The 13,665-nt window shown below is 38.3% G+C and carries 16 protein-coding genes; 12 read left to right on the top strand and 4 right to left on the bottom strand.

Translation table 11 applies throughout. The features are described from left to right. Positions 1 to 10: 10 nt before the first annotated feature. The 9 genes from R8925_RS03190 to R8925_RS03230 all read left to right on the top strand — a co-directional run bounded on the left by R8925_RS03190 (position 11) and on the right by R8925_RS03230 (position 7,845). Entirely contained in the window at positions 11 to 1,030 is a 1,020-nt protein-coding gene (locus tag R8925_RS03190) for a phage tail protein (protein ID WP_430539400.1), read from the top strand. Further along, positions 1,031 to 2,053 carry a hypothetical protein gene (locus tag R8925_RS03195; protein ID WP_430534475.1) on the top strand — a complete coding sequence of 341 codons (1,023 nt, stop codon included), beginning with the start codon at positions 1,031 to 1,033 and terminating at the stop codon, positions 2,051 to 2,053. Continuing rightward, entirely contained in the window at positions 2,050 to 4,491 is a 2,442-nt protein-coding gene (locus R8925_RS03200; protein ID WP_430534476.1) for an SGNH/GDSL hydrolase family protein, read from the top strand. The genes R8925_RS03195 and R8925_RS03200 overlap by 4 nt, the downstream gene beginning before the upstream one ends. A 21-nt stretch (positions 4,492 to 4,512) precedes the next feature. Beyond that, positions 4,513 to 4,755 (top strand): hypothetical protein, encoded by a 243-nt coding sequence (locus R8925_RS03205; protein WP_430534477.1) that lies wholly within the window; start codon positions 4,513 to 4,515, stop codon positions 4,753 to 4,755. Positions 4,756 to 4,791: 36 nt separating this feature from the next. Beyond that, positions 4,792 to 5,199, top strand: coding sequence for a hypothetical protein (locus tag R8925_RS03210; protein WP_430534478.1), 408 nt, complete (start codon positions 4,792 to 4,794; stop codon positions 5,197 to 5,199). Continuing rightward, positions 5,196 to 5,492, top strand: coding sequence for a holin (locus tag R8925_RS03215; RefSeq protein ID WP_430534479.1), 297 nt, complete (start codon positions 5,196 to 5,198; stop codon positions 5,490 to 5,492). The genes R8925_RS03210 and R8925_RS03215 overlap by 4 nt, the downstream gene beginning before the upstream one ends. After that, complete coding sequence (locus R8925_RS03220; protein ID WP_430534480.1) at positions 5,492 to 6,268, top strand: M15 family metallopeptidase; 777 nt, start codon at positions 5,492 to 5,494, stop codon at positions 6,266 to 6,268. The genes R8925_RS03215 and R8925_RS03220 overlap by 1 nt, the downstream gene beginning before the upstream one ends. A 151-nt stretch (positions 6,269 to 6,419) precedes the next feature. After that, positions 6,420 to 6,752 carry a type II toxin-antitoxin system RelE/ParE family toxin gene (locus tag R8925_RS03225; protein WP_430534481.1) on the top strand — a complete coding sequence of 111 codons (333 nt, stop codon included), beginning with the start codon at positions 6,420 to 6,422 and terminating at the stop codon, positions 6,750 to 6,752. Then, positions 6,742 to 7,845: a HigA family addiction module antitoxin gene (locus R8925_RS03230; RefSeq protein ID WP_430534482.1), complete on the top strand. Its 1,104-nt coding sequence runs from the start codon at positions 6,742 to 6,744 to the stop codon at positions 7,843 to 7,845. Before R8925_RS03225 ends, R8925_RS03230 begins: the two co-directional genes overlap by 11 nt. A 106-nt stretch (positions 7,846 to 7,951) precedes the next feature. Here the strand turns inward: R8925_RS03230 and R8925_RS03235 are convergent, their stop codons facing one another. Genes R8925_RS03235 through R8925_RS03250 form a run of 4 tightly spaced genes read right to left on the bottom strand, consistent with a single transcriptional unit; the run spans position 7,952 to position 9,272 of the window. Further along, entirely contained in the window at positions 7,952 to 8,440 is a 489-nt protein-coding gene (locus R8925_RS03235; RefSeq protein WP_430534483.1) for an AP2 domain-containing protein, read from the bottom strand. 18 nt (positions 8,441 to 8,458) lie between these two features. After that, the gene (locus R8925_RS03240; RefSeq protein WP_430534484.1) at positions 8,459 to 8,875 is read right to left on the bottom strand and encodes a helix-turn-helix domain-containing protein; all 417 of its coding nucleotides are present in this window, start codon (positions 8,873 to 8,875) and stop codon (positions 8,459 to 8,461) included. Position 8,876: 1 nt separating this feature from the next. Continuing rightward, entirely contained in the window at positions 8,877 to 9,020 is a 144-nt protein-coding gene (locus R8925_RS03245; protein WP_430534485.1) for a hypothetical protein, read from the bottom strand. A 15-nt stretch (positions 9,021 to 9,035) separates the two neighbouring features. Next, on the bottom strand, positions 9,036 to 9,272 hold the full coding sequence (locus tag R8925_RS03250) for a hypothetical protein (RefSeq protein WP_430534486.1): 237 nt from the start codon (positions 9,270 to 9,272) through the stop codon (positions 9,036 to 9,038). 325 nt (positions 9,273 to 9,597) lie between these two features. Here R8925_RS03250 and walK point away from each other — a divergent pair, with 325 nt between their 5' ends. From walK to R8925_RS03265, 3 genes are read left to right on the top strand one after another with little or no spacing between them, the layout of a single operon-like run. After that, on the top strand, positions 9,598 to 11,424 hold the full coding sequence (gene walK, locus R8925_RS03255; RefSeq protein WP_430534487.1) for a cell wall metabolism sensor histidine kinase WalK: 1,827 nt from the start codon (positions 9,598 to 9,600) through the stop codon (positions 11,422 to 11,424). Further along, positions 11,421 to 12,716, top strand: a complete 1,296-nt coding sequence (locus tag R8925_RS03260) for a YycH family regulatory protein (RefSeq protein WP_430534488.1) — start codon at positions 11,421 to 11,423, stop codon at positions 12,714 to 12,716. Before walK ends, R8925_RS03260 begins: the two co-directional genes overlap by 4 nt. Then, entirely contained in the window at positions 12,716 to 13,561 is an 846-nt protein-coding gene (locus tag R8925_RS03265) for a two-component system regulatory protein YycI (protein ID WP_430534489.1), read from the top strand. The genes R8925_RS03260 and R8925_RS03265 overlap by 1 nt, the downstream gene beginning before the upstream one ends. Positions 13,562 to 13,665: the final 104 nt, after the last annotated feature.

The following is a 13,665-nucleotide window of genomic DNA, read 5'->3' on the forward strand; positions in this document are numbered from 1 at the left end:
CATGAATGATATGGATGTGGTAGTGAGCGATTATAACAAGACGTATGAAGAAATACTAACAGGGATTGATAGAGATTCATTTTCAGAGACGCGAGAAGAAAACACCACTTGGCAACTTGATTTTTCTGTTACTAAAACAAAGGAGAATACATTTGCATTTGATTTATTAAATCATGAAAGCAGTGTGTTTTTCTTAGGTCAAGAGTTCATTGTAAAGCAAATGACGTTATCAGCAGAAGGCGCTGAAATAACAAAAACTGTCATGGCGAAACATTTTTACTACACAGCGCAAGATGGATTTCAATACAACACGATTTCAGGTAGTAAAAGCGCAAGTGACTGTTTGAAACATATATTCTCAAGTGGTACGCGCGGATTTACTTTTGAAGTCGTAGATAAGAACAATGTGCTTGAAAAGGTAGAGCAAGAGAATTTTGGGAATGCTAATTACCTAACGTTAATCGATGAGGTTCTAGAAGATTACAAACTGGTTGTATTGCCGGACAACAAAAAGCTAACGTTTGTGCCAGTAGAGGACTATGGGGAGCGAGTAGAAAATCCTATCCGGTATCTATACAACACCGATAATTTAACACTGGAAATAGATACGTTTTCTATGAAGACGCAGATTAAAGGGTTCGGAAAAGTAAGAAGTGACGGCATTCCGTTTTTTGAACCACGAACTTATACCAGCCCTGAAAGTGCCACATGGGGCATTCGTATTCAAGACCCCGTTTCAGATGAACGGTACACAGTTGTAGGAAACATGGACAGGCGTTTGAAGTTAGAACTACAGGATTACCCAGCGACAACGATTAGCACGAATTTGAGATTGAATTTTAATGTCCAGTTAGGTGATTACGTGATGCTTATCTATGAGCCATTAAACCTTATGTACGATGTGAAGATTGTAGGTTTTAAGAAGTACCATTTAACAGATAAGCCACCTGAAATTACATTATCAAACATAAAAAAATCAATCACGAAAGTATTAGCGCAAGTGATTAAAAACATGAAAGGGGCGAAATGAATGTCTATATTATTAGATCGCTGGGGGAATATCATTTATGATTCCAGCAAAATTGAACAGTTCAATAACAACATGGATAAAATAGAAAAAGAGTTTTTAGGAAATACACAAGATATTTATGCTACAAATAAACGAATTGATAACTTGATTTTAAACGTTTCTGGTAATGATATTACAGAAGTTGTTGACGCAAGGGTTAACTCGAACGGAACTGTTTATCCTACTTTGAAAGCTAAGTTAGATGCGTTCGAGCGAACGATGGCATCCTATTTAACAGATGTTAACACAGAGATAGGCAAGGTAAACGAAACGGCTCAAAAACTCGAAGAACAATTAAAAGCGCTTTACGGTGCCACAGAGGCAAACCTTGAAATCTATGTAGACGCGGATAAAGGAAACGATACATCAGGAACAGGGGCATCGGATGCGCCGTATAGAACAATCAATAAAGCAGTACAGCAAATACCACGCGCACTGAACGGAAGTGCTGTTTATATTTATCTCGTACCTGGTATTTACAATGAAGATGTTTACATTCAGAACAAGCAAATAACGGCAATCTTTATTCAAGGTACGAATAGTGCAACTGTGGACCCTAAAAATAAACAGACTGGTGTTTTTGTGCGTCACTTAAATTTCCGTGATTGCTCTGGTTATTTATCTTTACGAGGATTGAATCAAGTCAATGCAGATCAGACACCGAATAAATCTGGAACATTTGTATTTACCCGTTGCGGATATGCATCCGTAGGTTTCTGTAGATTTGATGACGCAAAAGCAAAAACGAATTCGGTTCCAGCGGTTGTTATTGATTCTGGTAATGGAGGCGCTCATAATTGTTACTTCCTTAATCAGTACGCGGCACAAATAGACCAGTATACGGCGTATTCTAATTTCGCTTATACAAACTCAGGCGTTGGGAATACGTACAGCGTTATTTCAGACGCTTCTATTGTACAAATTAATCCACCTAATAATGTAGGTGGAGCAACACTTGTGAAGAATGGAGGTACTTTGACATGATAAATGAAGTGCATAAAGATTTAGGGACCAAATTAGAGATTTCAAGTTATCATCAGAACTCGATTGATTTAAGAGGTAGTTTCTCCACACAAGATATTAAGACAGCGCGTTTAATATTTGATGTTGAAAAGGATACTGTACCATTCCCGATGAGTGCGCTAACCGCCACAATTTACATGAAGGGTAACAATTTTGTTGTACAAGACACCTGCGAAGTAAATAAAGAGTTGAGTCAGATAAGTTACATTCTGAATGATGAAACGATAAAACACTTTGGACCAGTGCAAGCAGAGATTTATTTACGGTTCAATCAGGGTCAATCGTTATCTGTTCATAAATTCCATTTTACAATTGACCAGGCATTGATTGATCAGGATTTAGATGTTATTTATCAGGTCTATATCCGCGATTTAGAAGATATAAAAGATGAATATTTGCATATGTTTGATGGATTTAAAACAGAAGTGTTGGAAATTATTCAGGAGTTAGAAACAGAAACCGGAGAGCTATCATCACGATTACAAGAGTTGAAAGAAATAGTTGAAAAAGGAGTACTAGCTAGTCAAACAAACGATGGCCTGATGAGGAAAGAAGACAAGGTGACGGTAGATACTGCTAGCGCGGCGATGGAAAATGTCAAATTGTTAAGTACTGGCTTCGAAAAGTTAAGGATGGGACAAGCGGTTAAAATTCTATGTTACGGTGACAGTCTCACATATGGTTACGATATTTACAGTGTTGATAAAAGGCCACCTGACAGCGTATTGACACCAAACGGAACAGCTCATACACGAGAACGAGCCAGCATTACTTATCCAGAAGCATTAGAAACAGCGCTGAAACAACTATATCCGAGTGTATCGGTAAAAAACTGTGGTTATTCAGGTGACACGGTTATTTCGTCATATTCAAAATGGGACGGTGTGAATTTTGGTGCGGATATTTCACTGTTTATGCTAGGGCATAATGATAGTAAAAATGCCACTGAGTCAATCGATGATTTCGTTAAGGGTTACAAAAAAATCATTGAGCGAGCGCTGGCGTGGGGAAGTGCTGTAATCTTTCTAACGCCTCCTAAACAAAAAAACGGTGCAGATGCGACTGTAGATGTATATTCACAGTCTATTATACAACTGGCGAAAGAGTATCATGCGCCTGTAATTGATATGTCAGCCGAGACAGCAGGAATTCCGGCTAACTTTTATTCTGATACTGTTCATTTCAACGGTACAGGCTACACATTCATCGGGAACAAAATAGCCTCTTTATTCATCAATAAATCTATTTTGAATATGAATAAAGTAAAAGATCATGAAGCCTTGAGTGTTACAAAAGAAAACAGCGGCATTCAGTATAACGATAAGTGTACTCCCTCTACAAGTGAATTCTTCCCGACGGAGGACTCGACTGAATTAGGAAAGGGAATCGCGTTGGTATTGAAACCAGGGGGAAAAGCTTACTTTTCATTCTACGCAGAAGAAGGTAATTTGTTAATTTTTCCCTCTATTTATGCCAGCTCAAAAACATTAAATTTAAAAACAGAATTGAATTTCGGAGCAGAAACATCGAACAATGTCATTTCTTACGCGAATGGTACGACAGCCGCAAGAGTCATGAATAAGTCATTGAAATCGGCGACCTATCTTACTGCTGATTTGAACTGGTACAACTCCGCGGCATTATATATTGATGGTAAAATAAACGCAAGCAAACTACTATTTGCCGCTCGCAAAGGCTATTACACGGTAAGCATCGAGAACTTAGACCCGACCTACTCGGTGAACTTATTTGGCTTAGAGTTCAGAAATACGAAAAATGCTATGTATGGAAATAATACATTGTACACACTAGGAACGATTACAACGGATATCCTAACACTCGGTGCCGGAAGCTATGAGCTGTATTCAAGCAATGCAATCAATATGCCCTTCTCTGGGGCGGGACTAGCCGCTTTGGAAATTTATATCGGTGGTAATAATAGAAAAATGTTCCGTGTGGCCAATTGGACGACTAGAAAGATGTGGCAGGGAATGTACAACCCTGCTGTTTCGAGTGAAATCGCATGGGAACCCATTTCGACAGAGGGATATGTAGATGCCTACTTTGAGAATAAAGTGATTTTCTCTGGAGCTGTCTATATGTTGGCTGGACAATCCTACGCATTCGATTTTTCAAAAATGAAGAGATCGCTCTTTGTTAGGGTTAGTCGCTATCTTCCAGGCACAGGAGCCTACGATTACGGTTTTGAAACATTTGAATTTCACAAAAAAGATATTGTCGATTTATCAGGTTTTGCGCATTGGCGTAACATGCCAGGGCGTACAGATAATGCAAAAAAAGCATTTTATATTAGTCCGTTAGGAAACATTAAAGGGCATGATGATAATGCAGCATCACCGAATTCAGCATATGCGATACGTGAAATTTGGTACGATTAATAAATAGGAGCGTGGTAAAAAATGAGTAAACATGTTTTTGTACGAGTGAATGAACAAGGAATAATTAATGAGTGGTTTAAGGCACCAAGCGATGATTATGTAATGGTTGAGGCGGATGAAGAACTCCTTCGAGATATGCCGATTGATTGCGCTATTGTGAAAGATGGAGTGGCGGTTATCAACCGTGATATACAAGATGGATTAATAGAAGAAAATAAAGAATTGATCCATCAAATGCAAGAAGAATTTAGCACCTTTAGCTAGGCGTATTTTTTATGAAATTGGGATGAGGTGGTTGGTTTGGAGGAGATTTTTGCAGGACTTTGGCAAGTGTTACAGTATGTTGTAGGTGCTGTAGTGACGGTTATTGTCGCCACTTTTGCAATTGGGAAAATAAAGCCATTGCAAAAAATTGCTATTTTTATTTTATCGACATCGATTGATTTAGCTTTACGGCCTTATGTTGAAAAAGTTGGGGTCGTTCAAAGTGAAATTGTAATGGTTAGGCAAAATGTGACTGATGTTAAAGAGGAGTTGGAAGCTTATAAACGTGAAGCAGATCAACGCTTTCAAAAGAAGCAAAATCTGATTGATTCAAATATTAGGCTTGAAAAAAACAACTACGCAAATATCAATAAGCGGCTTGATGATGTTCAAGGATTGCTACAAATGCTTATAGATAACAATTTGAAGGGTGGTGAAAAATGATGGAACAAACAATCGAATTTGGGAAAGAAATGTATATCTACATCCCCCTATTAGTCGCAGCTACAACAGCAACTGTTGAAATGCTTAAGAAAACGGGGTGGTTCAAGACACAGCACTTACCAGTTGTGTCTTTTATTGTGGGGATTTTGCTTGGCTTAGCCGCGATGGTACTTCCAGGCGCAGGAAGTATTGGTGTCATGTTATGGGCTGGTGGAACTGCTGGCTTGGGTGGAACGTGGGCTTATGAATTTGTTACCAATCGAGCTAAAAAATACGGAGAGGATGATAAATAATGACAAAATTACACTACAGTGAAAGAAGTTGGGGTAACATTGCAAAACTGGCAAATGATACAAAGGCAAAGGCTACGGAATTATTCAAGTACGCAGAGGATAACAATATCGAAGTACTAATTTATGAGACTATCCGAACAAAAGCACAGCAGGAGGCAAACGTTGCTAGTGGTGCATCACAAACGATGAAGTCCTATCATTTAGTGGGTCAAGCGCTTGATTTCGTACCTACGAAAGGTTCAGCAACTATTTGGGACGGATACGAACGTGCAGATATTAAAAAGTTCATTGCTAAAGCTAAAGCATTGGGCTTTGAATGGGGTGGAGATTGGAAGGGGTTTGTGGATAAACCACACTTGCAGAACAATTATAAGGGTTATGGTACAGATACATTTGGGGATGCACCGAGCAAATCACCGCAAACTCCCTCTAAACCATCCGCAAGTGGTAGTATTGTAGATTACTTGAACAGTAAAAAGATTGATTCTAGTATGGCTAATCGTAAAAAACTAGCTGTTCAGTATGGTATCGCAAATTACACGGGAACAGCGTCGCAAAATACGGCTTTATTGAATAAACTAAAAGCCGGCGCTTCAACATCTAAACCAGCGCAATCAGGATACAAAGGCGCTTCACTAGTTGATTATCTGAAATCAGTTAAGAAAGCGTCTGACTACAGTTCGCGTGCTAAATATGCAACACAGTACGGCATTAAAAACTATAAAGGTAGTGCTTCGCAGAACTTGCAGTTGTTGAAGAAGATGCGCGGATTTTAAGTTAAGGATTGAAAGCCTCTCGGTTGAGGGGCTTTTGGTACATAAGGAATAATAAGCAAAATTAATTTTAGATGATTTATTGTTTACAGATGGGTTTTAGGTGTTATAATGATAATAAGAGGTATTAACCAACGAGGTTAAGGGGAAATTTATGGAGATATACGCCAAAACTCAAAAAATGACCAAAATATTAAGCGATGAAAGGCTTTTGAGGAAAGAATATGGCAAAGATATAGGAGACAGTCTCAGGTTAAGGGTTTCAGAGTTTAAAGCAGCTGAGACATTGGAAGATATTAGCCATTTGAAACCTCAGCGGTTACATCAACTTAAAGGAAATAAATATAAAGACTGTTATGCAGTAGACTTAACGAAAAACTTCCGTTGCATTTTTGAAGCGTACGACAGTGATGAAGAACGAACTTTAGTCAAAAGTGAAGCGGTAGCAATAAAAATAATGGAAGTAGGGGATTATCATGGCAATTAGTGGTTATAAAGTAGAACCCAATTATGCTACAGCCCCAGGAGAGACCTTAAGAGAGGTAATTAATGATCACCAAATGACTCAAAAAGAGTTAGCAAGCAGGTTAGATCTTACTCCAAAGCATGTTTCTAATATTATAAATGGAGAAGCGCAGCTTACTCCTGAGACAGCTAGAAAACTTGAATTTGTATTTGATGTTGATGCTTCTTTTTGGAATTCATTAGAAAAGAATTATCAAGAATATAAGCAAAATAAAGTGGTTGAAGCAAACTTGCAAAAACAGGAAGAGATTCTAAATTCTTTTCCTGTAAAAGAATTAGAGCAGAAGAAATTTATAGAAAAAGGTTCAAATGCCTCCGAAAGAGTTAACTATCTATTGAAGTTTTTTGGCTTCGTATCTTTTGATGCTTTGGAAGCCTACATTGTTAATGATAATAATTTTGCCGGTGCGTATAGATTAGCAGTTAATAATGGACAAGAAGTAGACAATCATGCTTTAATTTCTTGGATAAGAAAGGGCGATATTGAAGCTGCTAAAATTAATACAGGCGCATTTTCAAAAGAGATTGCAGAGTCAAGTATTAAAGATTTAAGAAATTTAACGAAAGTGGTAGACCCGCAAATTTTTATTCCTCAATTGCAAAGTTTATGTGCAAATTTTGGAGTAGCAGTTGTGTTTGTCCCAGAGATAAAAGGGAGCAAGGTTTGTGGAATGACAAGGTGGCTGTCAACTCCTCAAAAAGCTGTAATACAATTAAGTTTGAGGTATAAGACTAATGACGTGCTATGGTTTACTTTCTTTCATGAGTTAGGACACATATTAAAACATAAAAAGGAACCGTTTGTAACAACTAAGAACTATGTTTCCAGCGAAATAGAGGAAGAGGCAAATGATTTTGCTGCAAATATTTTAATACCACCTAATGAATATAGTTCTTTTATTCGAGAAGGAGATTTCAGCTATAATAGTGTGCAAAATTTTGCTAAGAAAATAGATATCCATCCGGGAATTGTAGTAGGTAGATTACAAAAAGAATGCTATATAAAATATTATCAACTAACAAATTTGAAAGCTAGATACGAATGGAAAACATAAACATAATTTTTGGTGATTTTTATATACAATGTGTATAAGTACTGTTTTTCATATTGTAGTATCGCTTTTAATTAACTTGTGCCTTCGATTAATTTCGAGGGCTTTTTTATTTATCCAGAATGGGCTTGAAATATTCTGCTTCCGCATCAAGTCGCGCTTGAATTGCATCCTCTTTCTTCGTGAATCTACCTAAAAAATGCACTTTTCCTTTAAATGTGATGCTGGCCTGCCATTTCTTCCTATCTTCATTCCAGCGTACACCCTTTACACCACTTTTGTTTTTAGCCGATAGTCTCCGTGTAAGGGCTGATTTCATAGTACCGTCAATGCTATCAACTTCTAGTTTTCGTTCATAAGCTTTCTGTTGCGCTTCTTTTGTACGTAAATTGCTTACGTGCTTCTTACCGCTTTCTTTTTGAAGGCACCCGCAGGATTGAACCTGACCTCGTTTCAGCCCGTTTGCTAGAGCTTCATGTTCATTACCGCATTCACATACACACTTCCATCGCGCATTTCCTTTTTCGGAACGTACAAATGATGTCACGGTTAGTCTTCCGAATTTTTGTCCTGTCAAATCTTTTACACGGCTGTCCATTGTTGTATCCTCCGAATCTCAATATTTGCTTATAATAATAAAATCAGTAGATGGGCTTAGTTCAGCAACATACTCAGTTTGCTCGTTGATAGCATCCATTAGAGCTGGAGTTCCATCGTGTTGCATACTGATTTTAGTTTTTCCCGTTTCTTCTAGCTCTTCTAAGACCTCAATTCCAAAACCGCATTGTTCTAAAACCTCTTTTAATTTTTCCGTTTTTGCTTCCTCTTCGTAATCTAAAAGTTTTCGTAATATCGTTTCTGGCGTTTCATTAAATGCTCTTGCAAACTGCTCTAATGCAGATACTCTCATATGCGCGATAGGCGAGTTTGTAATAATAGACCGTGATAAAGATGACTGAGACATGCCGTGGTACTTTTGTAGCTGGTACAAAGTCGAATCATATTCAACTAAAAGCTGGCTTATAGGGTGCATATTAATCCTCCTCCACGTACTCTAGTTCAACAGTGTAATAGCCCATTTCTTGCGCATCCTCATCAGTAGACACATATGTAATTACAAATTTTGTTCCTGACGCAATCAATGCTTCTTTTTCTTTTTCGCAATTCTCAGCAGACAAAACTTCTACTTCTTCCTAATTATCATAATCAACAAGGTGACACGGAGATTCGTTTTCGATTGAGAAGCAGTATGTATAGTCATTAGTGCTTTCAACTGTAAATTCACCGCCGTTTGTCCAGCTTTCTGCGTTTTCAACGGTAATTACTTGACCTTCTTCGAAATCTAGTTCGTAGCTTGTTTCAATAAGGCGGGATAGCCCTTGAATCATTGCATTCGTATCTTTAGCAATCATATCTTTTGTTAATGTCATCTCAATCACTCCGTTTCTCTAACTTATACATTTATTATATCACATATGTGATAGGTTGTCTAATATTTATATCGCAAATGTGATACATTTTTTATGTAAGAATAGATATTTAAAAATAATTTATAAAATGCTATAATAGGGTTGTTCTCATCCCGAGCATGAGACAAAAAAAGACACCCAAGTGCTAGCCTAGGTGTTTTTTATTTACCACTACATCTGTGGTATAATAATAGAATATTGATGATTTGTGGCACTAATTTGTGGCACATCTACTATAAACGTTGGGGTATAGCCATGTATTTAACCCTGAACAGGAGTAAAGATTATGCGGAGAATGAAGTTTTTTCAATCGGTCCAGTTTAGATTTGTCATGATTTATTTGTTGCTCATTTTAGTAGCAATGCAAGTAATAGGGGCTTATTTTGTGCGGGAGTTACAGGATCAGTTGGAGAAGAACTTTAAAACAGCGATTACAAATAGTGTGAATTTGTTGGAGTACAATGTTCGTGAAGCAATGTTGAAATATACGAACGATGACCAGACGAAGCTTGAGAGCGACATCCAAGGTATGTTGCTCGATTTCGTTCGTGGTAGCAATGATTTTGAAGATGTGCTAGTCGTAGATAACAAATTGAAAATTATTGGGACATCAGATGCTGACAATCAAGGCATTGTTGGGCAAGTCTCGACGAATAAGATGATCAAAAATACAATAAATAGCGGGAATGGCGAAAATAAAATCTTCATGGGGAAAAATCCAAAACGGCAAATTTGGGTGGATGTTACCCCAATTACTTCAAAAGGAGAGGTTATTGGCGCCATCTATTTGGCTACAGATATTGAGTCGGTTTATGAGCAGGTTGATAGTATTACGAGTATTTTTATAACAGGAACGTTGCTGGCAATGGTTATTACAGCGATTCTTGGTATTTTACTATCACGGACGATTACAAAACCGATTACGGATATGAAACGTCAAGCTTTTGCGATGGCTCGAGGGAATTATACGCGAAAAGTAAAAGTATACGGCATGGATGAAATTGGCCAGCTGGCGGAATCTTTTAATGCACTCACGAAACGGGTGCAAGAGGCGCAAGCAATGACAGAAGGGGAACGGCGAAAATTATCATCGGTTCTTTCTTATATGACAGATGGCGTGATTGCAACGGATCGTCGCGGGAAAGTCATCCTGATTAATACGCCTGCGGAGAAGATGTTAAAAATGGCGCATGAGAGTGCTAATGGGAAACCAATTACTGATGTGCTTGGTGTGTCGGAGGACTATTCTTTTGATGATTTGATGGAATTAGATGAGTTGACGATGGATCGGAGTACGTTTGATGTCCCGTATATTTTACGTGCTAATTTATCGGTTATTCAGCGGGAGACTGGTTTTGTTAATGGGATTATTGCTGTTTTACATGACATTACAGATCAGGAAAAAGTGGATCAGGAACGCCGCGATTTTGTATCGAATGTGTCGCATGAGCTCCGGACACCGCTTACGAGTATGCATAGTTATTTAGAAGCGCTTAGTGATGGTGCTTGGCGTGATGAGGAAATTGCACCTAGATTCTTAGAAGTGACGCAAAGTGAGACAGAGCGGATGATTCGCCTAGTAAACGACTTGTTGAAATTGTCACGGATGGATAGTGGACGCACGAATTTAGATAAGAATTTTGTGAATTTTAATGATTTCTTTAATCATATTATTGATCGTTTTGAGATGATGAAGAAGGATAGTATAACGTTTAAACGTCATTTTACGCGTGATCCTGTTATTATTGAAATCGATGAGGATAAAATTATGCAAGTGATGGATAATATTATTTCGAATGCGAATAAATATTCACCAGACGGCGGTCGTATAACGTTCTTCTTGCGTAAACGAGAGGATGAAATTCAAGTTAGTATTAGTGATGAAGGTATTGGAATTCCAGAGGAGGACTTGACGAAAGTGTTTGATCGTTTCTTCCGTGTGGATAAGGCAAGGTCAAGGGAAATGGGAGGAACTGGCTTGGGACTTGCGATTGCGCGTGATGTTATTACAGCACACGGCGGTGAAATTTGGGCAGAGCGTAATCGGGGGAAAGGCACAACTATTTCGTTCACGCTACCGTACAATGATTTACCGGAGGATGATTGGGAATGAAAAGTACAAAAATAAGAGGAATTCTCCTTACCGTTCTTGTAGTTATCAGTATTTTCCTAAGTTACAGCCTCTGGAAAGTGCAACCGGATTATGAAATTATTGACAATGAAACTGTAAAAAAAGAGCAAATTGCAAAATTGCGACAACCGGAGCAAGTTTTTAGACCAATGATGGTTTATTCGCATCAAAATGATAACCATTATATGACGCAGAACATGACGATGATTAATGCTCTTGTGAAGGCGGGGACAACATTTGATTTTTCGGAATTAGTGCGTACGGATAAAATGACGGAGAGTTATCAAGGGATGATGCATCAAAATAACTCGATGGAACTTGTTTTTCCGAATGCTGTGCCGCTTTCGATTTATAGCCAGGTTTTTCGCTTAAAAGGTGATAACTTTGATTTGAATTCATTCAATCGGATTACATTTAATTTAACTAAGTCAGAGAATGGATTGTTCTCGGTTTATTTTGGGAATGATTCGAATGAGCAGATTTATCAGGGGTCGATTCAGCAGGATCAAGTGGATACGCTGAAACAGATCTTAACAGACCAGAAATCTGTGATGGCACCGGTGAACGAGGTGTATAAGAATAAGCAACATTTATTTCTTAGTGATGCGCCTGTAAAGTTGAAACAACAGCAGTATGTAATTGAAACGATTGATATTGGATTGTTTAAAAATGCCTTGTTTGGTGATGGTAGCAAGGTGAAGGGACAGGATAACTCGTTTACGAATGGTTCTAGTTCAATGACTGTGAATCCAGATGATAAAGTGCTTTTGTATGTTGATCCGGCGCAAGAACGTCGTGATACATCTCAGCTAAGCAGTGCGATGAAGTCGGAGCAGATTCAGTCGAGCTTTAATTTTGTGAATGATCATTGGGGCTGGACTGGGAATTATTATTATTCAGGATACGCAGCGGATAGCTCTACCACAGCATTTTCGCTATTTGTGCAAGGATTGCCAGTGTTTAATGATGATGGGATGTCGCAGATTTTAGTGACAGAAGGGACAGAAGGCGTGTACAAGTATCAACGCCCGTTCTTTAAGTTAGGTGCGCAAATTTCTACCGAATCTAAAGAAGTGACATTGCCTAGCTCTGTGAGTGTTTATGAGGATTTAATTAAGAGGATAGATCCCGATGATATTCAGATGATTATTCCAGGTTACGTGATGGGATATGAGCAAAATAATAATAGTTATAGTCGTGTCGTGGAGCTGAAGCCTGCTTGGTTTTATAAGTATAATGGCACTTGGACTCCTGTAGTGGGAGGCGAATCGTAATGGATTGGAAGAAAACAGAAACGATTTTTATCATTGCTTTTTTGATTTTGGATATTTTTCTATTGGTGCTATTTATTGATTCGAGGATATCATCTTCACCGACACCGCTAGTGAGCCAGACATTGGAGGAGAAGTTGAAGTCGGAGAACATTACGTATGGAAAAATTCCAGCTAATCCGGAAGTGGGTTCTTATTTAACAACGGAGCCGATTGCTTTTACACAGACAGATATTAATGATTTGAAAGGGCAAAGCATTATGGTTCAAAACGATAATCAGCGTATTTATTCGATATTGAAAAAGCCGGTAAAGATTGACCCGGATAAGTATGGCGCCGATTTGATGCCGTTTTTAAAGAGTGATGTTTTTGAAGGGGATCGGTACACGTATTGGAACTTTGATAGTGAAAGACGCGAGATGACATTTAATCAGAAAATTGATGGGCGACCTGTGTTATTTAATACGAACGGTCAAATCGTGTTCACCTTGAATCAGGCTAATGAGGTTATTTCGTATCGGCAAACAATGCTTGGTGATACGCAGATGTTTGATGAAAAGGACGATGTGATTTCGGGGACAGATGCGTTGGAAGTATTGCATCAACACGGTGATTTGAAGCAGAATAGTAAGATTGTTAATACGACGTTGGGGTATTATAACTTGGTTAGTTTACCTAGCTCGGATGTCTATTTGCCAGTTTGGGCTTTTGAAGTGATGCATGAGAAGCAGACGACATTCTTCCTTGTGAACGGGTTGGAAGGGTCTGTAATCAATACGAGCGATGTGGATACGAATAAAGTGCCAAATATGAAAGAAGATGCTGCTCAAAAGGCTAAAGCTGAGTAGCAAAAATAGAGATTTGGAGAACTTCGGTTGTACTGAGGTTTCTCCTTTTTTCGTGCATTTGTATTTTTTTCGTTGTACAATGAGAGTATGGAATTTTTAAGGAG

This window comes from Listeria rocourtiae subsp. hofi, from assembly GCF_963575615.1.
Lineage (GTDB): Bacteria > Bacillota > Bacilli > Lactobacillales > Listeriaceae > Listeria_A > Listeria_A hofi.

Excerpts from the sequence above, each read along its gene's own strand:
- R8925_RS03220 (WP_430534480.1), top strand. The coding sequence starts at position 5,492 with ATGACAAAATTACACTACAGTGAAAGAAGTTGGGGTAACATTGCAAAA.
- R8925_RS03235 (WP_430534483.1), bottom strand. The coding sequence starts at position 8,440 with ATGGACAGCCGTGTAAAAGATTTGACAGGACAAAAATTCGGAAGACTA.
- R8925_RS03195 (WP_430534475.1), top strand. The coding sequence starts at position 1,031 with ATGTCTATATTATTAGATCGCTGGGGGAATATCATTTATGATTCCAGC.
- R8925_RS03240 (WP_430534484.1), bottom strand. The coding sequence starts at position 8,875 with ATGCACCCTATAAGCCAGCTTTTAGTTGAATATGATTCGACTTTGTAC.
- R8925_RS03225 (WP_430534481.1), top strand. The coding sequence starts at position 6,420 with ATGGAGATATACGCCAAAACTCAAAAAATGACCAAAATATTAAGCGAT.
- R8925_RS03200 (WP_430534476.1), top strand. The coding sequence starts at position 2,050 with ATGATAAATGAAGTGCATAAAGATTTAGGGACCAAATTAGAGATTTCA.
- R8925_RS03250 (WP_430534486.1), bottom strand. The coding sequence starts at position 9,272 with ATGACATTAACAAAAGATATGATTGCTAAAGATACGAATGCAATGATT.
- R8925_RS03215 (WP_430534479.1), top strand. The coding sequence starts at position 5,196 with ATGATGGAACAAACAATCGAATTTGGGAAAGAAATGTATATCTACATC.
- R8925_RS03260 (WP_430534488.1), top strand. The coding sequence starts at position 11,421 with ATGAAAAGTACAAAAATAAGAGGAATTCTCCTTACCGTTCTTGTAGTT.
- R8925_RS03190 (WP_430539400.1), top strand. The coding sequence starts at position 11 with ATGGATGTGGTAGTGAGCGATTATAACAAGACGTATGAAGAAATACTA.
- walK (WP_430534487.1), top strand. The coding sequence starts at position 9,598 with ATGCGGAGAATGAAGTTTTTTCAATCGGTCCAGTTTAGATTTGTCATG.
- R8925_RS03205 (WP_430534477.1), top strand. The coding sequence starts at position 4,513 with ATGAGTAAACATGTTTTTGTACGAGTGAATGAACAAGGAATAATTAAT.
- R8925_RS03265 (WP_430534489.1), top strand. The coding sequence starts at position 12,716 with ATGGATTGGAAGAAAACAGAAACGATTTTTATCATTGCTTTTTTGATT.
- R8925_RS03230 (WP_430534482.1), top strand. The coding sequence starts at position 6,742 with ATGGCAATTAGTGGTTATAAAGTAGAACCCAATTATGCTACAGCCCCA.